Source organism: Agrobacterium sp., from assembly GCF_032092815.1.
GTDB lineage: Bacteria > Pseudomonadota > Alphaproteobacteria > Rhizobiales > Rhizobiaceae > Agrobacterium.
Map to the genome: position 1 here is coordinate 101,328 of NZ_DAMDBP010000012.1, position 21,635 is coordinate 122,962.

The following is a 21,635-nucleotide window of genomic DNA, read 5'->3' on the forward strand; positions in this document are numbered from 1 at the left end:
GGCACTTGGTCAAATGGTGGCATATCCCCACGGCACAATATTGATTTCAGAGGAATAATTCATGACTGCATTGGCCCGTGAATTGAAGCCGCAAGACCATAAGCCGCAGGCACGGAAAGCAACCGTGTTGAGGCTCTCACCAAAACCCGTATCACGTTTGCAGTTTCGCCCGCTTGGCGTTGCAGCGCTTCGCAATATTGTGCCGCCGCTGGTTGTGTTGGCTGCACTGCTCGGCATCTGGCAAATTCTCTGTTCGGCACCTGGCGCAAGCCTGCCGCCACCAAGCCAGGTGTTTGAGGAAAGTTTTGACCTGATTGCCTACCCCTTTTTCCATTACGGTTCGCAGGACATTGGTTTGGGATGGCGCGTGCTGGTTTCGCTGGAACGTGTTGCCTACGGCTTTGGGCTTGCTGCCGTTGTTGGCGTTGTGATCGGAGCCGTTATTGGCCAGTCTATTTGGGCGATGCGGGGTCTGGATCCTATCTTTCAGGTTCTGCGGACAGTTCCGCCTCTGGCATGGCTGCCGCTTTCGCTGGCTGCTTTTCAGGACAGCAATCCTTCAGCAATTTTTGTGATTTTCATCACGTCGATCTGGCCGGTCATTATCAATACTGCCGTCGGCGTGCGTAATATCCCACAGGATTATCGCAACGTTGCGCAGGTGTTGCGGCTCAACCAGCTCGAATTCTTCTTCAAGATCATGCTGCCGTCAGCCGCTCCGTATATTTTTACAGGTCTTCGGATCGGCGTTGGCTTGTCCTGGCTGGCCATTGTCGCAGCCGAGATGCTGACAGGTGGTGTCGGTATTGGGTTCTTCATCTGGGATGCATGGAATTCATCCCGTCTGCCCGACATCATCGTCGCGCTCGCATATATCGGTGTTGTCGGTTTTGTGCTCGACAAGCTGGTGGCCGCACTTGGCAAATTCATCACCCGTGGCGCAGCGACAAATTGAGGAGCCTATTATGAACGCTTATCTCAAGCTTGATTATATCGACAAGTATTTCGACAAGGGTGGTTCGCGCGCCGAGGTGCTGAAAGGCATCAATCTGGTGATCGATAAGGGTGAGTTTGTTTCCGTGATTGGCCATTCCGGCTGCGGGAAATCGACGATGCTGAACCTGATCGCTGGTCTGACCAAAGTATCGGCTGGCGCGGTATTGCTCGAAAACCGTGAGGTCAACGAACCGGGACCGGAGCGTGCAGTGGTGTTTCAGAACCATAGCCTGCTTCCCTGGCTTTCGGTCTACGAGAACGTCAATCTGGCGGTTGAGAAAGTCTTTAGGGGTACAAAAAGCAAATCGGAGCGGCATGATTGGGTCATGCGAAATCTCGATCTCGTGCAGATGGCGCATGCCAAGGACAAGAAGCCGTCAGAGATTTCCGGTGGTATGAAACAGCGTGTCGGCATTGCCCGTGCCTTGGCAATGGAACCGAAAATCCTGCTGCTGGACGAACCGTTTGGCGCACTTGATGCGTTGACCCGTGCGCATCTCCAGGATGCGGTGATGGAAATTCATGCTCGATTGGGAAACACCATGGTGATGATTACCCATGACGTGGATGAGGCGGTCCTTCTATCCGACCGCATTGTTATGATGACCAACGGTCCTGCCGCCCACATCGGCGAGGTGCTCGATGTGCCACTATCTCGACCACGCAGCCGTATCGAGCTTGCGTCCGATAAAACCTATCTCAAGTGCCGAGAGGCGGTGTTGAAGTTTCTCTATGAACGCCACCGTTTCGTCGAAGCTGCGGAGTAATGACATGGCGCAAAAACTTGTTGTTATCGGCAATGGCATGGCACCGGGGCGCATGCTGGAAAATCTGTTTGAAACGGCTCCCGGTCTTTACGACGTTACGATTTTTAACGCGGAACCCCGCGTCAACTACGACCGCATCATGTTGTCTCCGGTGCTGTCGGGAGAGAAGAGTTATGACGACATCATCATTCATGGTGATGAGTGGTATGAGACCAATAATGTGACGCTTCACAAGGGAGAAAAGGTCTCCCTCATTGATCGTGAAAACAAGATTGTCACCAGTGAAAATGGCGTGACTGCCGCGTATGACAAGCTGGTGATTGCCACCGGTTCATCACCTTTCATCATTCCTGTTCCAGGTCATCAGTTGCCGGGTGTGTTGGCCTATCGTGATCTCGATGATGTCTCGCAAATGCTGGATATCGCCGCTCGGGGTGGTCGCGCTATCGTTATCGGCGCAGGCCTTTTGGGGCTTGAGGCAGCCTATGGCCTGAAAAGACAGGGCATGGACGTCACGGTCATCCATCTGATGCCGACGATCATGGAGCGGCAGCTTGATCCAGCATCTGCCTACCTGTTGGAAAAGGCGCTGACGGATCGGGGCATCGACATCATCACCAAGGCCAACACCAAACGTATTCTCGGCGAGAATAAGGTGGAAGGTATCGAGCTTGATGATGGCAGGATTATCAAGGGCGATATGGTGGTCATGGCTGTTGGTATTCGCCCCGCCTCCGGTCTGGCAAAGGAAGCTGGACTTGCCGTTAACCGAGGCATCGTTGTCGATGATGGCATGATGACGTCGGATGCGTCGATTTATGCACTGGGCGAATGCGCCGAACATCGCGGAATGTGTTACGGCCTTGTTGCGCCGCTTTACGAAAGTGCCAGGATTCTGGCTGACAGGTTGACGGGTGGTCACAGCGAATATCATGGCTCCGTTACCAACACGAAACTGAAGGTCACGGGCATTAATCTGTTTTCAGCAGGTGATTTCACCGAGGGCGACGACCGAGAGGAGATCGTACTGCGTGATGCTACCGCTGGCATATACAAGCGCCTTGTCCTTAAAGACAATCGCATCATTGGCGCGGTGCTCTACGGTGAAACCTCGGATGGATCGTGGTTCTTCGACATGTTGAAGAAGGGCACGGATGTTTCGCAAATGCGCGACACGTTGATTTTCGGGCAGGCCTATCAGGGTGGATCACCACTTGATCCGGCGGCTGCAGTTGCAGCCTTGCCGGCCGATGCCGAAATCTGTGGTTACAATCCTGCTGCAGTGCAGCCGATGTGCAAATGTACGGATCTTGGTCATGATGATGTGCGTCGACTGATCAAGGCCAAGGGCCTCAAAACCATTCCCGCTGTGATGCAGGAGTTGGAATGGAAAACATCCTGTGGCTGCGCAAAATGCCGCCCGGCACTAAATTATTACCTCGTTTGTGACTGGCCGGATGAATATGCCGACGATTACCAGTCCCGCTTCATCAATGAACGTGTGCATGCGAATATCCAAAAGGATGGCACTTATTCCGTCGTGCCGCGCATGTGGGGCGGTGTTACCAATGCCGGCGAGTTGCGTGCGATCGCCGATGTCGTCGACAAGTTTGAAATTCCGCTTGTGAAGGTCACGGGTGGTCAGCGTATCGACCTTTTAGGGATTGAGAAGGAAGATTTGCCTGCGGTATGGGCCGACCTTGGCAAGGCCGGGTTCATCTCAGGCCAGGCCTACGCCAAAGGTCTGCGTACGGTCAAAACCTGTGTTGGCCAGCAATGGTGCCGGTTCGGCACTCAGGATTCGACCGGGTTTGGCGTTCGTATCGAGAAGTTCATGTGGGGTTCGTGGACGCCGGCGAAGCTGAAACTCGCTGTGTCCGGCTGTCCGCGCAATTGCGCTGAGGCAACCTGCAAGGACATTGGTGTTATCTGCGTGGATTCCGGTTTCGAAATCCATTTTGCCGGTGCCGCTGGCCTCGACATCAAGGGTACCGAAATACTCGGCCTCGTGAAATCAGAGGATGAAGCGTTGGAGCACATTGTTGCTCTGACCCAGATGTACCGCGAACAGGCGCGCTACCTCGAGCGCATCTACAAATGGGCCAAGCGCATCGGTTACGACGAGGTTCGCCGCCAGATCATGGAGGATGACCAAAAGCGCCGCGCCTATTACGACCGCTTTGTTTTCAGCCAGAAGTTCGCACAGGTCGACCCATGGTCGGAGCGCGTGTCCGGCGAACACAAACACGAGTTCAAGCCGATGGCGACAATCGGTTTCAATCAGGCTGCGGAGTAAAACAATGAGCAATTGGGTTGAAATTGGTCACGTCTCGGACATCCCGCTGCGTGGTGCTCGCTGCGTGAAGACTCCCATGGGAAAGATCGCTGTTTTCCGGACTGCGGATGATCAGGTCTTTGCGATCGAAGATCATTGCCCGCATAAGGGCGGCCCGCTTTCCCAGGGGATTGTGCATGGTGCCTCGGTGACATGCCCGCTGCACAACTGGGTCATTTCACTCGAAACCGGCAAGGCGTTGGGTGCTGATGAGGGTGAGGTCAAGACTATCGCTGTGCGCAATATTGACGGCAGGCTGGCAATTGCTCTCGAAACGCTGATGGTTGCTGCTGAGTAATCGCAAGCTGATGAGGGCTGCCTCTGACACAGTCTGCGCCACTCAATAACGTGGCACAGACCTACGAAGTGATCATCACTTTTAGATCTGAACGTGTCGTCTTTTTACGGACTGCGCTGTTTCCCGGAGGGGTCATACATGGATGTCATGCAAGCCAAACGAAGTGAATCTGCTCGAATGGAGACGCTGGCAAAGTTGCCGGTTTTCTGGGACTTGAGTGGTAAATCCGTCGTGTTGTCCGGGGGATCTGATGCTGCCGCTTGGAAAGCTGAACTGCTTCTGGCCTGCGGCGCACAGCTCCATCTCTACTGTCCGCGCGGGCAGTTCGGCGACGCTATGTGTTCGCTACTGGGGCAGGATTTGCCAGATCCGGCGGCGGCAATCATTCATCACGATACTGAATGGTATGCTGGGTGCCTTCAAGGCGCTGTGTTGGCGATTGCGGACTGCGACAGCGATGAGGATGCCGAGGCGTTTTTCAATGCAGCCAGACAGGCAGGGATCCCTGCCAATGTCATTGACAAACCCCATTTCTGCCAGTTTCAGTTCGGTTCTATCGTCAATCGGTCTCCGGTTGTTGTGTCGATTTCGACTGATGGGGCCGCCCCCATCTTGGCGCAGGCGATCCGTCGCCATATTGAAACCCTGTTGCCGCGCTCTTTGAAAGACTGGGCCGACATGGCGCACAAACTTCGTGATCGGGTGAACGTAAAACTGGCGTCAGGACATGCCAGACGGAATTTCTGGGAGAGGTTTGTTGATCGCGCATTTACGGAAAATGCTGATTGCTCGATGAAAGACAGGTTTCTGTCGGATATCGACCACGTCATCAGCGATGGTGAAGGTCGATACGGCAAGGTCACGCTGGTTGGGGCAGGGCCGGGTGATGCCGAGCTTTTGACACTCAAGGCTGTGCGAGCTCTGCAGGCCGCTGATGTTATCCTTTTTGATGATCTCGTTTCAAGTGAAGTGCTGGAATTGGCGCGGCGTGAGGCCAGACGCATGCTGGTTGGCAAGCGCGGCGGTCGGACGAGCTGCAAGCAGGAAGACATCAACGCGATGATGATCAATTTTGCCAAAGCCGGTAAACGGGTTGTGCGACTGAAATCCGGCGATCCGATGATTTTTGGCCGGGCAGGGGAGGAAATTGCAGCCCTCGAAGCGGAGAGTATTCCGGTCGAAATCGTGCCAGGCATCACTGCGGCAAGTGCCATGGCATCCCGTCTCGGCGTTTCTCTGACCCATCGCGATCATGCGCAATCCGTGCGGTTTGTGACCGGACATTCACGTCAGGGAAAACTGCCGGAAAATCTCGACTGGAACGCATTGGCAAACCCCACTGTGACGACGGTCTTTTATATGGGCGGTCATACGGCAACAGAAATCAAATCACGCCTCATCGAACATGGCATGAGCGATTGCACACCCATTGTTATCATGAGCGCGATTACGCGAACTCGGGAAAAACAGTGGTGCGGCCTGTTGAACGATCTTGATGCCGGAATTATTGATATTGGTGTCGATGAGCCGGTTTTGATTGGCATTGGCAACGCATTTGCACCAGCGCTCTGCCGAGTTGTCGATGTAACATCTGCTGATGTTCTGCCGCAACGGCTATGCTTCAAGGCTATCTAACTTTTTAGCCTGCCAGCTTTTCTGGGCGGCGGGCTGTGTCGAAGGTGCTCCATAATCACGCACGGCTTCATCCCTAGGCCACGGCTGCATCGCCTCTGTTTAGCAGCCATGTACAATTCATGCTATGCGACCGTGCGCAGTTGCGCATTGGTGCCCGCTTGACGAGGATATTCAAGGCTAACGAACATTCGTCCACTGCCGCCATGTTATGTCGTAAAAAATATAGTTTAATCCCAATTCCCAATCAGCTTTCGAAGGTGCTCAGCTTGTTCAGAAGGTCTTGGGATATCTCGAATTGACGCGCGGTCCCTCTGCCCATGGAATTTGTACCCATGGTTTCGTTCAGCATGCCCCGCTTGACGAGGAGATCAACAGTCTCTTTCGCGCCGCTTCGTGTTAATCCGGAAATATCGACGATATTTGTGAGGGTTAGCCTCTGGTGGGCCTGGCTCATGGTGTAAAGGATCGTCATCATGCCGATCTCCTTCAACCGTGCTTGTGGCGTTTCGTCCTCAAGCGGATGTTCTAAAATCTCCTTCAGGATTAGTCCGGAGAAGGCAAGGTTGTGCAATTGTGTGTTGATCGCTCTTGTCATGTTATTTAACTGTGCTATATGAGTTAGTTAAATTGCGTTGCGCACTTGTTGGCCATTGTTGCTGCAGCGCGCTGTCGTTGTTCCGGAGGGGCAAGTCCATGAAAAACCTTCTGCTGAATAGTTTGCTATATGTCTCCTGCATGCTGCTATCCTATCTGATTTCCGGCAGCAATGCGCGCGCAGATAGTTGGGGTTGTGAGGTCATCTTGTGCCTTTCCAATCCTGGCGGACCAACCCAGTATGCCGAATGCCGGCCTCCAATTCAAAAACTCTGGCGCGCGCTTGCCAAGGGTCATTCATTCCCAGCGTGCAGCGGCGTGGGATTTAGCAGCTCCCGGCCCGGCTACGATCCATACTATTGCAACGAGGGTTATCGCCTGTCCGGCAGTTACGGTCCACGTGGGCGACAAACGACCTGCGTTTCAAGCGAGCTCCAACGGATAGACCGCTCGCTTTGCTCCTCCGGGCATGACGATTCAGCTGGGGGTTCGGGCTCTGCCTTGTCAGTGCGGTGGCAGCGTCAGGAAGGTCAGCTTGAGTGCATGGGCTACCTGATTACGCGTCCCAATCTGCGATCTCAACCGCACTATATCGACATCACCATCGATGGTGTCGGCAAGCAGCGCGTCTGGTATTGAGCGATGAGCGCTGCTTTCATCGATATCGCGCAGAGTTGCGCGCCGGAAGTCAGGGTGGAAACATTAGCCGCCATTGTGAGCCTTGAGAGCAGGTTCCTTCCTTTCAATATTCGGATCAACAGTGGTATGCCGATCCCTGCGCAGCCCGCCAACAAGGCTGAAGCAATCGCGTTTGCGACCGCCTTGATAGCGGACCGACAAGATATCCGGATTGGACTTGGCGGTATCGGTGTTGCGGAGCTTCGCAAGCTGAACCTTTCCGTTTCTGATGCATTTGACCCATGCGCAAATCTTAAGGCGACCGCTACGCTTCTCGACGGCTACTATCGCCTCGCTTTGCGTTTCGGAACGAGTTTCGCGCGGGCCGAAACGGTAATGCTCCAGTCCTTCTACGGCCGATATGCCCCGCCCGGTGGAGACACGGTCCGTTATGACGAACAGGTGCGCGATGAGCTCATGCGCCTCTCTCCAAAACTCACGTCGCTCGCAATTGGCGGATCCCCTAGGCCAATGACCCACGGTGACACCACCGATGCGCGCTCAGAAAACCAACTGACTCAGGCAGTCCCCAATCAAGTTGCACAGACGGATGAATCCGCATCATGGAACGTGTTCCGTTCGAGACGGCATTCTTCTGTCTTCGTTTTCCACAATGATCAATCGGAGCAAAGTGAATGATCTCCAGAACCAGCCTTCGTCCCTACGCAGCCTCGGCGCTGATGGCAATCACGATTGCTGCATGCCTCGTTGAGCCGGCCTTTGCCCAGTCTGCCGGTATAGAAACCGTGTTGCAGAACATTGTTACCATGCTCACGGGCAATATTGCCCGCCTGCTGGCCATCATCGCCGTGATCGTCATCTGTATTGCCTGGATGTTTGGCTATATGGATCTTAGAAAAGCCGGATACTGGATTATCGGCATCGGTGGCATTTTCGGGGCTACCGAACTCGTCAACACCATCGTCGGCAGTTGAAGCGTATGGTGAGCGTTCCGTCACTCGAAGAAGACACGCTGTTCCTGGCTTGCACCCGACCGGCGATGGTCGCCGGTGTGACCATGGAGGCGATGGGCATCAACATCATGTTGACCACCATCCTCTACATCACCGCCGGATCGATTGCTTACGCTCTTGTCGGTATCGTCTTCCATCTCGTGTTCCGGTCGCTCGTCAAGCAAGACCACAATATGTTCCGTATCCTGCTTGCCTGGATCGAAACCCGCGGACGCGCACGCAATGCTGCTTATTGGGGCGGGGCAACACTTTCGCCGTTGACGCTTGTCCGATGCTATGACGAAAGGGATCTGAACCTTGCGTGATCTCGTCAAATTACGGTCCCGGGAACTTGGACCAGAAACCTTCATTCCCTATGTCCGCCACGTTGACGAAACCACCTTGGCGCTCGATTCCCGCGCGCTGATGACCGTGCTCGTCCTCGAAGGTGTTTCATTCGAGACTGCGGATAGTCTGGATATGAACGGTCTGCACCGCAACCTCAACACACTCTATCGTAATATCGCCGACGAGCGGTTGGCGCTCTGGACGCATGTCATCCGTCGGCGTGACAACGACTTTCCAGACGGGCGCTTTACCAATCGTTTTTCCGAGGGCCTCAATGCCAGATACCGTGCACGGATGGTCCGTGAGGACCTGTTCCGCAACGATCTCTATCTCACCCTGGTCTGGTCTCCGAGACGTGATCCCGTCGACAAAGCCACGCACCTTCTTTCTCGTTTGCGTAAGGTGCGGCGATCCGGGGGCGAGCTGGACGAAACGGCGCTCAAAAACCTGCACGACAAGGTGGGTGATGTGGTCGCCGGGCTGAGGCGATTTGCCCCTTACGTCCTGTGTCTCCATGAGCGCGACGGGATCTTATTCTCCGAGCCAAGCGCGTTTCTTCACCAGCTTGTTGGTGGGCGTCGTGAGGCTTTGCCACTGACGGAGGGGCGAATTTCATCAGCGATCTATTCGGACCGGGTGATTTTCGGTCGCGAGACCGTGGAAATACGTCATGAGGCGCACACCCGTTATGCGGGCATGTTCGGCTTGAAGGAGTATCCGGCAACGACGCGCAGCGGCATGCTTGACGGCATCCTGACCGCGCCGTTCGAGCTTGTCTTGACACAGTCCTTCGCGTTCACATCGAAGGCCGACGCCCGCGCAATCATGAGCCGCAAGCAAAATCAGCTGGTTAGTGCGGACGACAAAGCCGCCTCACAGATCGAAGAGCTTGGTGCGGCGATGGATGATCTCGAATCCAACCGCTTTGTAATGGGCGAACATCACCTTGGACTTGCGGTATATGCTCCATCTGTCAAGGAATTGAGCGATCATATCGCAAAGGCACGCGCCCATCTCACCAGCGGCGGGGCCGTTGTCGCACGCGAGGATCTCGGGCTCGAGGCTGCGTGGTGGGCGCAACTGCCGGGCAATTTCGGATATCGCGCCCGCTCAGGTGCTATTACCTCGCGAAATTTTGCCGCTCTTTCCCCCTATCATTCCTACCCTGGCGGTCAGAAGGACGGCAATGAATGGGGGGCGGCGGTTGCCATGTTGAAGACAGCGTCCGGATCGCCGTTCTATTTCAATTTCCACCATAACGATCTCGGAAACACCTTTGTCTGCGGCCCCTCAGGTGCTGGCAAGACAGTGCTCCTCAACTTCATGCTCTCACAACTCCAAAAGCATGATCCACATATGGTGTTCTTCGACAAAGATCGGGGTGCAGACCTGTTCGTGCGTGCCGCCGGCGGCACCTATCTGCCCCTGAGGAACGGTATGCCGACCGGCTGCGCGCCGCTGAAGGCGCTTGATCTGACGTCAGAGAACAGGTTGTTTCTCACCCGCTGGGTCGGCAAGCTGGTTGGAACGGCGACACGGGAACTAAGTGCTATAGAGCTGCGCGATATAGCCTCAGCCGTTGACGGTCTTGCGGACCTTCCTGTCGAACGCCGCTCGATCGGTGCGCTGCGTACCTTCCTCAACAATACCGATCCCGAGGGTATTGCGTCACGGCTTCGGCGATGGGAGCGGGGAGAGCCACTCGGCTGGGTTTTCGACAACGATCTGGACGATATCGGGATTGGTGCGAAGTTCATCGGCTATGATATGACGGAGTTCCTCGACATCGAGGAAATCCGCACACCGCTTATGGCGTATCTGTTTTTCCGGGTCGAGCAGCTGATTGACGGTCGGCGCATCATCATCGTTATCGACGAATTCTGGAAGGCGCTACAGGACGAGGGTTTTCGCGATCTTGCGCAAAATAAACTGAAGACCATCCGCAAACAAAACGGTCTCATGCTGTTTGCCACCCAGAGCCCGCGGGACGCCATCGCCTCACCAATCGCTCACACGATCATCGAACAATGCCCGACGCAGATTTTTCTGCCCAACCCGCGTGGTGACCACGCAGACTATGTCGATGGTTTCAAGCTGACGGCGCGCGAATTCGAGCTGATTTCGCGAGAACTCTCCGTCGAAAGTCGGCGCTTTCTCGTCAAGCAGGGTCACAACAGTGTCGTTGCCGAGCTCAATCTCAATGGTTTTGACGATGAACTCGCGATCCTCTCCGGACGTACGGCGAATGTAGAACTGGTCGATGCAATCCGCGCCGAACTCGGCGAGCAAAGCGAGAACTGGCTTCCCGTGTTTCACGCAAGAAGGAGGACTTCATGATTCACAATAGCAAAACAGGGGCTTTCCTGGCGGTCACATTGCTGCTGGTATCGGCCGGTGTCGCTGATGCCCAGGGCATTCCCGTTATTGATCAGTCGGCAATCGCCAAACACATCGAGAGTATCGCCCAGCTCAAGTCACAGCTTGACGCGCTTAACCAGCAAATTGCGCACGCGCAGCAGCTTTACGGCTCACTGAACAAGATCACCGACATGGCAGACGTTGCTAGCCTGTTGAACAATCCTTCAATCCGCAATGCACTCCCACAGGACTTCAATGCCGTTGAGAGCCTGTTTAATGGCTCAGGAATTGGCGTCGTCGGTGATTCCGCTTCGAAATTTCTGGAGAGCAATTCAACATACCGCACCGATGCGGACGACTTTTATGCGCAGGAACTCTTGCGCTTACAGAACAAGAATGCCGGACAGATAAGTCTCGGCCAGCAGATCTACGATGCCGCCACCAAACGTATCGACGGTATCGATGAACTTCGCCAGAAAATCTCAAGTGCCGCCGACGCCAAGGATATCGCCGACTTGCAGGCTCGCTTGCAGGCCGAAACCGCATTTCTGCAAACTGACGTTCTTCGCATGCAGGGTCTGCAGATGGTCCAGCAGGCGCAGATGCAGGTCGATGAGCAACGCAAGGCCGAGGATTGGCGCCAGCGCATGGATACGATGGGGGCTGCACTGAAATGAAATGGTCTATGTTTGTGGTGGTGCTGCTTCTGACGGCCTGCTCCGGTAAAAAAGACAAGGTCTATACCGTCGATGAACTTGTCTCCGACGAGGCTTTGCTGACGAATATCATCGGCGAATGCCGTAACAATCCCGGTGAGCTCCGCAATACGGCCAATTGCCGTAATGCTGAAGCCGCCGACGGCAAGCGTCGTCTTGAGCGCATGCGAAAGTCGTTCGAAGGATGAGCCATGTATGATGTGTTCAGTTTCGTCGACGGGCAGTTCAAGGCACCGCTCGAAAACTTCATCTCCAGCGGCACCTCAAATATCGCCAACTGGATCAGCGGACCGCTGACAGCAGCTTTGACGCTGTATGTCGTGCTCTACGGCTACTTGGTGCTGCGCGGTTCGGTACAGGAACCGATCATCGAATTTGCTTTCCGGGCAGTCAAGCTCGCCATTATCGTCATGCTGGTGCGTAATGCTAGCGACTACCAAACCTATGTCACCGGTATCTTTTTCGACACCCTGCCGAAAGAGATTTCCCAGGCACTGAACTCGGGGACAGCGCCAAGCGCATCCACCTTCGATAGCCTGCTTGATAAAGGCCAGAAGAACGCCCAGGAGATCTGGTCACGCGCATCGTGGCCCATCGATATCGTCACCGGTTTTGGTGGCATGCTGGTCATTGGTGCAAGTTTTCTTGTCGCCGCAATTGGTTACATCGTCTCGCTCTATGCGCGGCTGGCACTTGCCATTGTTCTGGCGATTGGCCCGATTTTCATCGCCCTCGCCATGTTCGAGTCGACGCGCCGGTTCACGGAATCCTGGATTGGCCAGCTTGTGAACTTCGTCATCCTGCAGGTGCTCGTTGTGGCGATCGGCTCGCTGTTGATCACTTGCATAGATACGACCTTCACGGTGATCGAGGGGTATAGTGATGTCTTCATGAGGCCGATCGCGCTTTGCGCCATCTGCGTCGCGGCTCTCTATGTCTTCTATCAATTGCCCGGAATTGCCTCGGCGCTCGCTGCTGGTGGAGCATCGCTGACCTATGGCTACGGCGCGGCCCGTGATGCACACGAAAGTACGCTCTCCTGGGCGGCCTCACATACCCTCAGGGCGGCTGGCCGCGGAACACGCGCCGTTGGTCGGCGGCTCACTCCGAAACAAGCGGAATGATCACCCCGACACTCAAGACATTGGACAGGTTGTTTTCAGATGATCCGTATCCTATTGCCGCTTCTGCTAATCGCAAGCCTTTCCAGCTGCGCCTCGATCTCCAGTCCGTTGCCCAAATGCGATGGGTATTCGCGGCGCCCGCTAAACCGCGCGATGTGGCAATGGGAGGATAAGGGGAAGCAGCAAACGACTGCCATTGAGAACGACCACGCTCCCGCCGCGCTTCGCGCAGTACCCTGGGCGAAAGAACCGCACTCGGTGGCGCCAGCGGCATTCGCACACTTCGATGTATCAGACGCCACCCTCTCGTGTGAGGGGAACTGAAATGGTGAACACCGACAGTCTCAAGAGCTATTTCGACAAGGCGCGCCGCTTCGATCAGGATCGCCTTATTCAGGTTGAACGCTCGGTTCGCATCGCCTGGTTCGTTGCGATCTCGGCCAGTGTCGTCGCCGTCGTCTCCGTTTTCGCGATCGCTGGCCTTACTCCTTTGAAGACGGTAGAGCCGTTCGTCGTGCGGGTCGACAATTCGACAGGGATCGTTGATGTGGTGTCAGCACTGACTTCGACCGCCGGTACATACGACGAGGCAGTAACGAAATATTTTGCGGCGAGATATGTTCGGGCGCGTGAAGGCTACGTCTGGAGCGAGCGGGAGGACAACTTCCGCACGGTGGCGCTTTTGTCGACGCAGCCCGAACAGAGCCGCTTCGCAGCGTCCTACCGGGGTAGTAACCCGGATTCACCGCAAAATACCTATGGCCGGAGCACGACCTCGCGGATCAACATCGTTTCGATCTCGTTGATCAACACCAATGTGGCATCCGTGCGATACATGCGCATTTTGACACGCGGCGATGATGTACGCACCACGCATTGGGTGGCAACACTCACCTTCTCCTATGTCAATGCTCCGATGTCTTCCACCGACCGACTGGTCAATCCCCTGGGTTTCGTCATCAGCGAATATCGCGCCGATCCGGAGGCGATCAATTGAAACAGAGATTTTTGCACGTTTCATTCCTGATTGCTGCCTTTTCCTCCATGGCATCAGCTCTGGAGATCCCGCGCGGTGCGTCGCAGGACAGCCGGGTGCGGTTTACCGATTACCAGCCCTATAACATCACACGGGTTGTCGGCACGCTACGGTCGTCTGTCCAGGTTGAATTTGCGAATGATGAGGAAATAGCCCATGTTGCGCTTGGCAACAGCGTCGCATGGGAGGTGGCGCCTGCTGGTCATATCCTGTTCCTCAAAGCTCGGGAAAACCAGCCCGTGACCAATATATCGGTCGTGACAACCAGGCGCGACGGGTCGACCCGCAGCTACCAGATGGAGTTGACCGTCCGGGAGGGAAGCGTTGAGGCCGGGCAGAACACCTATTTCTATGTAAAATATCGCTATCCAGCCGATGAAGCGGAGCGTCGGAGACAGGACGCAGCCGCTCGCGCCTTGGCAGCACAAGCCGGTGAAGCCAATCGCGTTCTGTCTCTTCACGAGGCCTATGGACCCCGCAACTGGCGGTATTCCGCGCAAGGCTCGCAAGCGCTTGAACCGCAGGCCGTCTATGACAATGGGAAAATCACGACTTTCGCTTTTGTCGGCAATCAGGAAATGCCAGCAATTTTTATGGAGAACTCGGACGGAACCGAAAGCCTGGTTCCAAAATCCATCGACGGCAACCTGGTGCTGGTCCACGCCACGAGCCGCAAGTTTATCCTTCGTCGGGGCGGCGATGTCCTGTGCATCTTCAACGAGGCCTACGATCGCGTCGGCATCAATCCCGGGACAAATACGACGTCACCGTCGGTTGAACGCGTGGTCAAGGCCGCCCCCAGTACGACGCAATAGGAGGTGTCATGGCCGATGAAGAAATCGCTCCAATCCCCGGCGAGCGTGCGGAGACATCGACAGGCGGGCAGATCGATAACAACCCGATCCTCAAACGTAGTGCCGTCGCTGTCGCGATCGTTACCTTTGTCGCCTTCGCGCTCTGGTCGATGCGCAGCCAGAACAAACCGGCGGATGGCATGCCGCCTGAGCGGGTTGTCATCCGTCAGACAACGGATTTCGAGCCTGCCAAGGAACCGGTCCCACCGGTGACGAGGCCTGCAGACGTTCAGCTTCCAACCCCCGTCATCACCTCAAATGAGCCCACCGACGACGACAAGCTGCTTGATGCGGCTCGGCGTGCACCCGTCATGGCCTATGGTGCCGAAAAGACCTCGTCTGTGAGGCGTCAGCAGGATGATGCAGCCACCGATCCCAACTCGAACTATGTCCCACTTGGAAGCGCGCCAGGCGGTTTTACGGAGCAGGGTGAGGCCGAGGACCAGCGCTTCAACCGAATGCTGACCACGACAAGATTGCAGGGATCGCGCGCAGGCGCGCTCGGTAACCGCGATTTTATCGTCGCCATGGGAACCTCCATCCCTTGCGTACTTGAGACGGCGCTTTCGTCCGACCAACCGGGATTCACCAGTTGTGTCATCAGTCGCGATGTGCTGTCGGATAACGGACGCGTTGTGTTGATGGAGAAGGGAACGCAGATCGTCGGTGAATATCGTGGTGGGCTGCGTCGTGGCCAGAAACGCCTGTTTGTCCTCTGGAATCGGGCAAAGACCCCGAAAGGCGTGATTATCACGCTGGCATCGCCCGCGACAGATGCGTTGGGTCGGGCCGGTATGGATGGCTACATCGATACGCATTGGTGGGAGCGTTTCGGTAGTGCTCTACTACTGTCGATCGTTGGCGATGTGACATCCTATGCCAACAGTCAAATGCGCAATGGAGACGTCGATGCACAGAATACCGCGAGTACCGGCCAGCAGGCTGCGGCGATTGCTGTCGAACAGTCGATCAATATTCCGCCATCCCTGATAAAATCTCAGGGAGCGTTGGTTTCGATTTTCGTGGCGCGGGATCTGGATTTCTCCAGCGTCTACCGGCTGCGCGTCATAGAACCGCGCAACCGCATCTATGACCGTGCCGTTCTCGGAGATTTCACGCCAGATTCGACGCTCGTAACAAAGTAGGCATGACGATGACTGAAGCAACAGACGCCGGTGTGGTGCGCGAATTGCTACTGCCACTGGCTCCATTCCTTCGCAACAAAACTCTCTATGAGGTGATCGTCAATAGGCCCGGAGAGGTTGTGACCGAAGGAGGGCAAGGGTGGAAGACCCATGATATGCCTGAAATCACCTATGACCGGCTGATGCGTCTCGCGCGCGCGGTCGCAAGCTTCTCAAGTCAATCGATCGATGAAACCCATCCGATCTTGTCGGCGACCTTGCCCGACGACGAGCGCATCCAGATTGTTATCCCGCCCGCGACGACAAAGGGAACCGTCAGCGTCACCATCCGCAAACCATCCTCGGTGTCGCTCGGCCTTGATGATCTTGACCAGGCTGGGCTGTTCGACGAGGTGGCACGCTCACAAAAGAGCTGCGGGCAGCAGGACCAACGTCTGTCGCAACTCTATCGCGCCGGCGCTCACAAGACATTCCTGCGCGAAGCAGTGCTGGCTCGGAAAAACATAATCATCTCCGGGGCGACGGGTTCGGGCAAGACGACGCTTTCCAAGGCGTTGATCCAGCATATTCCGGATACCGAAAGGATCATTTCCATCGAGGACACGCCGGAACTGGTCATCCCGCAGGCCAACCACGCCCGTCTCTTTTATTCGAAGGGCGGTCAGGGGGCAGCAAAGATAGGCGTGAAGGATCTTCTCGAATCCTGTCTGCGCATGCGGCCGGACAGAATCCTGTTGCAAGAATTGCGCGACGGCACGGCATTTTACTACATCCGCAATGTGAATTCGGGGCATCCCGGATCAATTACCACCGTTCATGCCGATTCAGCGCGTCTTGCCTTTGAGCAGTTGATCTTGCTGGTGAAGGAATCTGACGGTGGCGGTGACCTCGAACGGCAAGACATTCGTGAGATGCTGACGATCGCCATCGACATCATCGTCCAATGCAAACGGATCGAGGGTCGGTTTCGGGTAAGCGAGATCTATTTTCGCGATGCACTTGAATGCCGCGCCGAGGGTGATCAGAGAGCAGAGATATAGTGCCGCTTCAGATATCATTCGGCGCTTCAGCACCGGGTGAATGGTCTCACCAATGCTGAATTGTCGCGCTTTACCTCGCATCAGGCATTCTTCCTCATAGGCTATCCCACATAAGACGGTTGAGGACTTCAGGCCGAACCGATTGTTCAAAGTTGCTATAGTTGCTATAGTTGCCATAGGTGCCATCGTTGACAAAGTTGCTTAAAAATAGCCATTTTCTCTTCAGGAGAAGCGCCATGGCCCAGAAGACCCCGTCCAAGACGTCGAAAACTAGCGCTAAGACCCCGAGCGGCATCATGACAATGTTTGTTCTTGATGCGAACCCTTTCAAGGAGGTTGCCGGATTCCAGTTGCCCGAGGGCGCACGGCTTGCCGTGGTGACCTCGACACCGGAAGCGGCGAGCTCTGTCGCCCGGACCGTCGGAAAGCACTTTCGCGGCAATAGCATGATCGTTCGAAGACAGCGCCAGCTTGTCGGGGGCAAAGAAAGCGCCGAGACGACCAGCACGGTCAATAAGGCGGCTTTCGAGCCGGACGCTCGCAGCCTGGCGGTGCTTCAGGGCGTTCGGATTGCACAGAACGATCTAAATGCATCGGGCGGTGCCTACGATCTGGAGCAGGTCAGAATGCTCCTGCATGGGGTCTCCCGTCAGGCTGTCGACAAGCGTGTGCAAGAAGGAAGTTTGCTTGCCGTCCCCGGCCCAAGCAACAGGCGCTGCTACCCAACGCTTCAGTTCAACCGGGACGGTAGTGTGATGGCAGGTCTCAAGGAGGTATAGGATGCGCTTCCCGTTGAAAGCCCCTGGGCTGTGCTGAGCTTCCTCGCGCGGCCGGATCATCGTCTGGATGGGCGCAAGCCGATCGACCTTCTGCGAGAAGGGAGCCTTCCCTTGGTTCTCGAAGCGGCGAACCGCTATGGTGAGCAGGGCGCGTGACCGTCCCATTTCCACCGTCAGACCGACATGGCCGTCGTCCAAATATCGTTTCACTCCCCGCTGTGAGTGAAACCCATCGATTCTACACGGCTATATACGAACCCGTCTTTTTTGACCCATCCAGAACCGGCCGCTTTAACGCTCCCGATGGCACTTATGGCGTGCTCTATGTCGCGACGCTCGTCAACGGTGCGTTTGCCGAGACGTTCTTGCGCTCGCCAGGAAACACGCTGATCGACGGTGGCTTTTGGGAACGCAAAGGCATATGTCCGGCTTGGAATTTTGTCGTCGCTGAAGCTGATCGATCTGAACGGTCCGGGCCTTGCGATTGTTGGAGCGACGGCGGAAATCCCGCATTCGGGGCTTCCCTATGATGCGGCTCAAGCCTGGTCAAAGGCGCTGTTTGATCACCCTGTCGGGACAGATGGAATTGCCTATCATGCGCGCCACGATGATACAGAGATTTGCTATGCGATCTTCGATCGCGCGGGACCAGCGATCGTGGAAATTTCCCGCGACGTGGATCTCGACCAGGATTGGTTCCGGAAAACCGATGCCCGATACGGGGCCGGTTGTGCACCATAGCCACTTCGATATCTCGAATTCATTTGATCGCGCATGCAAAAGCTGCATTTGCATGCGTGCTCTTTCGGGAAACAGTGATCTAGGTTCTCGCCGTCGTCGCGACATCGCCTCTGCCTGCTATCCGTGACATGTCCCGACACAGATTTGCCAATGGACGGTCTTTCGCTACCGTGTGCCGCTGATTTCGGTCTCTCTTTTTAAGGTCGGCTTTCTTCCCGAATAAACCGCTGCCCCGATCCGTGCTTGAGGACGGAACGATATTCAGGCTACCGCACCGGCGGCTTTTGAATGCCGAGCTCATTTCGGTTCAGACCTTTTTGATCTATCCGATCTTTCATCGTTCGAAATGGCGCACCGGTTTCAGGCTCCGGTGGCGCGCAGAACACTTCGGTGTCAACCTCATGAGGGGGCGCAGACAACAGGCGGCATCATGGATGTGTTGGAGACCGGACAGAGCGCGCTGATTTTCCCTGGGGGCCCGCTGGTCGGTGCTGGGTGGGCGGATGCGTGTGGGACGGGGAAACTGGCAGGTGTGGTGTGAGGGAGAGGGGGGAAGGGGTTTTTGCGGCGGGATCGTCGGAGAGAGGCTCCGGCCAGGCCGCTACGGAGAAACGACATGGCACAGGCCATCGAAAAAATTACGCTCAATGCCGGGCGTGATATCCCCTTCAACAAGCTGGTGCTCAGCCAACAGAACGTGCGCAAGACGAAAGCGGGCGTCTCCATTGAGGACCTCGCCGAAGACATCGCCTATCGTGGCTTGCTGACGAGCCTCAATGTCCGTCCCGAGGTCGACGGCGACGGCAAGGAGACCGGTATTTATCGCATCCCAGCGGGTGGTCGCCGATATCGTGCGCTCGAACTGCTTGTCAGCCAGAAAAAGCTAACCAAGACGGTTGCCATCCCCTGCATCATCAGCAAAGCCGACACCCTCGAGGTCGAGGATTCGCTCGCCGAAAACGTCATGCGTGTTGATCTCCACCCGCTCGACGAATTCCGGGCTATCATGACGCTGCGCGAACAAGGGCTCGACGATGAAGACATCGCCGCGAGGTTCCATATGTCGGTGGCGACGGTCCGGCAACGCCTACGGCTGGCTTCGGTCTCACCAAGGCTTCTGGAAATCTATGCCAGTGATGAGATGAAACTCGGCCAGGTCATGGCGTTCTCAATCACCAACGACCATGGTCGGCAGGAGCTGGTCTGGGACACGATATCGCGCTCAAACAATCAGGATGCGTATTACATCCGGCGCATGCTGACCGAAGCTGCGGTACGAGCCAACGACCGCCGTGCCGTCTATGTGGGCGTCGAAGTGTATGAGACAGCCGGCGGTGTGGTCATGCGCGATCTGTTCGAGCAGGATAATGGCGGATGGCTGCAGGATCCAGCGCTCCTGGAGCAACTGGTATTGGAGAAGCTCACCGCTGACGCGCAAGCCCTCAAAATGCAGGAAGGGTGGAAATGGGTTGAGGCCGCATTTGACTTCCCGTACGGCCACGCCTCCGGTCTACGCCGCTTCTACGGCGAACTGGCGGAATTCACTGACGAGGAGCTTGCGCGACACGATACGCTTAAAGGGGAATACGACAGGCTCGACGCTGAATACGCAAAGGCGGATGAACAGTCTGATGAGACGGAGGACCGCCTTGAGGCTCTGGGCAATGCGCTGGATGCCCTCAACGACCGTCCGTATGTCTTCGACCCGGAAGAGGTCGCGCGCGGCGGTGCTTTTGTGTCGCTGGCGGCCAATGGCGAGTTGAAAATCGAACGCGGTTTTGTGCGGTCCGAGGACGAACCGGAAACGAACCAGTATGGCGGTAGTCATGGTGATGGCGACAGTGATGGGGAGGAACGCCAAGGCGCCACTCCGGCCTCAACCAACGGCGGCTGCTCGATTAACGGCACCCCTACGAGCGTCGAGGAGCAGGACATCGAAGGCGAGAGTATCCGCCCTCTTTCAGACCGTCTCGTTGAAGATCTGACAGCAGCCCGGACCGTTGCGCTGCGCAACGCACTGGCCAACGATCCGGTGATCGCCTTTATCGCCGCCCTGCATGCTGCGGTCCTAAGAACCTTCTACAGATATGCGGCCGGTTCGTGCCTGGAAATCACGCTGGCGCATACCATCTTCAGCCAAACTCAAGGCCTTTGCGATACGGGATGGGTCAAGGAGATCGAGCAGCGGCAGGAGGCCTGGGGCCACGATCTTCCGGCTAATGCAGAGGAGGTTTGGGGTTATCTGGTCGCGCTTGATGAAGCGAGCCGCATGGCGCTCTTTGCCCATTGCGTCTCACTCTCGGTCAACACCACCGTCCAGTCATGGAACCGTCGAGCCAAGGAAAACGTCCATGCCAACGAGCTTGCCCGGTCGCTTGGATTTGGCATGGTCGCGGCGGGCTGGACGCCGACGGTCGACAACTATCTCGGACGCGTCACCAAGGCGCATATCCTGCAAGCCGTGCGCGAAGCCAAGGGTGAGCAGACGGCGCAACTCATTGACCACATGAAGAAAACCGACATGGCTCGTGAAGCCGCCAGGTTGCTGGAAGGTAGCGGATGGCTTCCCGAAATGCTGCGGCTCCCTTCCGACGAAGCCACATCGGTCGCCGAGGTTGATGCAGTGACGGTGGACGACGTTGCCGAACAAAATGCTCTCGAAAATGAACATGTCGACCTGCCAGCCGTCCTGGCTGACAATCAGGATGCTGAGAAGGTATCCACTGACCAGACTGATGACGATGGCGAGGATCTGGAGGCAGCGGAATAATCGCCTCTCGACTTTCAACACATGGATTCGGGCCCGGTGATCAAGCCGGGCCTGTTCTGCTTTCTGGATATTGCAGGCTGGCACCTCCCTCACATCAGGGCGGCAAGTCGGCGGCAGCGTTGGCTTTACGGGAGAGAGTGGGGCCGTGAGAGGGGCGAACCGGGTGGTCGAGAGAGTGCTACCCAGCCTCATCTCACCTGCCTCTCTGGAGAAAAATCGATGTCTACAGTCGAAACAAGCCGACAAACCGCAACCATCGTCCCTGATGAGTGCCGCCTGGAGTTCCTTCCCACACTGTTTGGGCGCTCACGACTGATCATCGGTGAAAACGCAGTTTACAGTTTCATGGAACGACTGAGCCCACTCGACTACTGCGGCGGCTTCTGGGACTTTTATGAATACGATGGAAAGCCGCTCTTTCTGGCCCCGAAGTCCAGTTCGCGTTTCCGGGTCACTGGCGAGATAACC

23 protein-coding genes are annotated in these 21,635 nt (G+C 56.1%); 22 read left to right on the plus strand and 1 reads right to left on the minus strand.

The annotated features are described in order from the left end of the window. Positions 1 to 61 precede the first annotated feature (61 nt). The 5 genes from ntrB (at position 62) to cysG (ending at position 6,031) form a co-directional block, all read left to right on the plus strand. Positions 62 to 955: a nitrate ABC transporter permease gene (gene ntrB, locus RT613_RS09680; RefSeq protein WP_313614892.1), complete on the plus strand. Its 894-nt coding sequence runs from the start codon at positions 62 to 64 to the stop codon at positions 953 to 955. Between the two features lie 10 nt (positions 956 to 965). Then, complete coding sequence (locus RT613_RS09685) at positions 966 to 1,763, plus strand: ABC transporter ATP-binding protein (protein WP_313614894.1); 798 nt, start codon at positions 966 to 968, stop codon at positions 1,761 to 1,763. 4 nt (positions 1,764 to 1,767) lie between these two features. Then, entirely contained in the window at positions 1,768 to 4,059 is a 2,292-nt protein-coding gene (locus RT613_RS09690; protein ID WP_313614895.1) for an NAD(P)/FAD-dependent oxidoreductase, read from the plus strand. A gap of 4 nt (positions 4,060 to 4,063) precedes the next feature. Further along, positions 4,064 to 4,396 (plus strand): nitrite reductase small subunit NirD, encoded by a 333-nt coding sequence (nirD, locus tag RT613_RS09695; RefSeq protein ID WP_313614896.1) that lies wholly within the window; start codon positions 4,064 to 4,066, stop codon positions 4,394 to 4,396. A gap of 138 nt (positions 4,397 to 4,534) precedes the next feature. Continuing rightward, positions 4,535 to 6,031, plus strand: a complete 1,497-nt coding sequence (gene cysG / locus RT613_RS09700; protein ID WP_313614897.1) for a siroheme synthase CysG — start codon at positions 4,535 to 4,537, stop codon at positions 6,029 to 6,031. A 244-nt stretch (positions 6,032 to 6,275) separates the two neighbouring features. On the opposite strand, the gene RT613_RS09705 is transcribed toward cysG, so the two are convergent. Then, positions 6,276 to 6,626 carry a MarR family transcriptional regulator gene (locus RT613_RS09705; RefSeq protein ID WP_313614898.1) on the minus strand — a complete coding sequence of 117 codons (351 nt, stop codon included), beginning with the start codon at positions 6,624 to 6,626 and terminating at the stop codon, positions 6,276 to 6,278. Positions 6,627 to 6,724: 98 nt separating this feature from the next. On the opposite strand from RT613_RS09705, the gene RT613_RS09710 reads away from it, so the two are divergent. From RT613_RS09710 to RT613_RS09795, 17 genes are all read left to right on the plus strand, one after another. Then, on the plus strand, positions 6,725 to 7,264 hold the full coding sequence (locus RT613_RS09710) for a hypothetical protein (RefSeq protein ID WP_313614900.1): 540 nt from the start codon (positions 6,725 to 6,727) through the stop codon (positions 7,262 to 7,264). A gap of 3 nt (positions 7,265 to 7,267) precedes the next feature. After that, complete coding sequence (locus RT613_RS09715) at positions 7,268 to 7,942, plus strand: transglycosylase SLT domain-containing protein (RefSeq protein WP_313614901.1); 675 nt, start codon at positions 7,268 to 7,270, stop codon at positions 7,940 to 7,942. After that, positions 7,939 to 8,238: a TrbC/VirB2 family protein gene (locus tag RT613_RS09720; RefSeq protein WP_313614902.1), complete on the plus strand. Its 300-nt coding sequence runs from the start codon at positions 7,939 to 7,941 to the stop codon at positions 8,236 to 8,238. Before RT613_RS09715 ends, RT613_RS09720 begins: the two co-directional genes overlap by 4 nt. 5 nt (positions 8,239 to 8,243) lie before the next feature. Further along, the gene (locus tag RT613_RS09725; protein ID WP_313614904.1) at positions 8,244 to 8,582 is read left to right on the plus strand and encodes a type IV secretion system protein VirB3; all 339 of its coding nucleotides are present in this window, start codon (positions 8,244 to 8,246) and stop codon (positions 8,580 to 8,582) included. Beyond that, positions 8,575 to 10,941: a VirB4 family type IV secretion system protein gene (locus RT613_RS09730; RefSeq protein WP_313614906.1), complete on the plus strand. Its 2,367-nt coding sequence runs from the start codon at positions 8,575 to 8,577 to the stop codon at positions 10,939 to 10,941. Before RT613_RS09725 ends, RT613_RS09730 begins: the two co-directional genes overlap by 8 nt. Continuing rightward, a complete protein-coding gene (gene virB5, locus RT613_RS09735; protein WP_313614907.1) occupies positions 10,938 to 11,639 on the plus strand; it encodes a P-type DNA transfer protein VirB5 in 702 nt (233 codons plus the stop codon). Before RT613_RS09730 ends, virB5 begins: the two co-directional genes overlap by 4 nt. Next, complete coding sequence (locus RT613_RS09740; protein ID WP_313614908.1) at positions 11,636 to 11,866, plus strand: EexN family lipoprotein; 231 nt, start codon at positions 11,636 to 11,638, stop codon at positions 11,864 to 11,866. Before virB5 ends, RT613_RS09740 begins: the two co-directional genes overlap by 4 nt. Before the next feature lie 3 nt (positions 11,867 to 11,869). After that, on the plus strand, positions 11,870 to 12,802 hold the full coding sequence (locus tag RT613_RS09745) for a type IV secretion system protein (RefSeq protein WP_313614910.1): 933 nt from the start codon (positions 11,870 to 11,872) through the stop codon (positions 12,800 to 12,802). Positions 12,803 to 12,841: 39 nt separating this feature from the next. Further along, complete coding sequence (locus RT613_RS09750; RefSeq protein ID WP_313614912.1) at positions 12,842 to 13,126, plus strand: hypothetical protein; 285 nt, start codon at positions 12,842 to 12,844, stop codon at positions 13,124 to 13,126. Between the two features lies 1 nt (position 13,127). Beyond that, on the plus strand, positions 13,128 to 13,799 hold the full coding sequence (locus tag RT613_RS09755; protein ID WP_313614913.1) for a virB8 family protein: 672 nt from the start codon (positions 13,128 to 13,130) through the stop codon (positions 13,797 to 13,799). Then, entirely contained in the window at positions 13,796 to 14,653 is an 858-nt protein-coding gene (gene virB9 / locus RT613_RS09760) for a P-type conjugative transfer protein VirB9 (RefSeq protein WP_313614914.1), read from the plus strand. Before RT613_RS09755 ends, virB9 begins: the two co-directional genes overlap by 4 nt. Before the next feature lie 8 nt (positions 14,654 to 14,661). Next, on the plus strand, positions 14,662 to 15,837 hold the full coding sequence (virB10, locus tag RT613_RS09765) for a type IV secretion system protein VirB10 (RefSeq protein WP_313614916.1): 1,176 nt from the start codon (positions 14,662 to 14,664) through the stop codon (positions 15,835 to 15,837). 8 nt (positions 15,838 to 15,845) lie between these two features. Beyond that, positions 15,846 to 16,877, plus strand: a complete 1,032-nt coding sequence (gene virB11 / locus RT613_RS09770; protein ID WP_313614957.1) for a P-type DNA transfer ATPase VirB11 — start codon at positions 15,846 to 15,848, stop codon at positions 16,875 to 16,877. A gap of 236 nt (positions 16,878 to 17,113) precedes the next feature. Further along, positions 17,114 to 17,656 carry a hypothetical protein gene (locus tag RT613_RS09775; RefSeq protein WP_313614918.1) on the plus strand — a complete coding sequence of 181 codons (543 nt, stop codon included), beginning with the start codon at positions 17,114 to 17,116 and terminating at the stop codon, positions 17,654 to 17,656. A gap of 396 nt (positions 17,657 to 18,052) precedes the next feature. Further along, on the plus strand, positions 18,053 to 18,397 hold the full coding sequence (locus tag RT613_RS09785) for an RES domain-containing protein (RefSeq protein ID WP_313614922.1): 345 nt from the start codon (positions 18,053 to 18,055) through the stop codon (positions 18,395 to 18,397). Positions 18,398 to 19,013: 616 nt separating this feature from the next. Then, the gene (locus RT613_RS09790; RefSeq protein WP_313614923.1) at positions 19,014 to 21,167 is read left to right on the plus strand and encodes a ParB/RepB/Spo0J family partition protein; all 2,154 of its coding nucleotides are present in this window, start codon (positions 19,014 to 19,016) and stop codon (positions 21,165 to 21,167) included. 219 nt (positions 21,168 to 21,386) lie between these two features. After that, positions 21,387 to 21,635 (plus strand): antirestriction protein (locus tag RT613_RS09795; protein ID WP_313614925.1); only part of this gene is annotated, 249 nt, incomplete at its 3' end.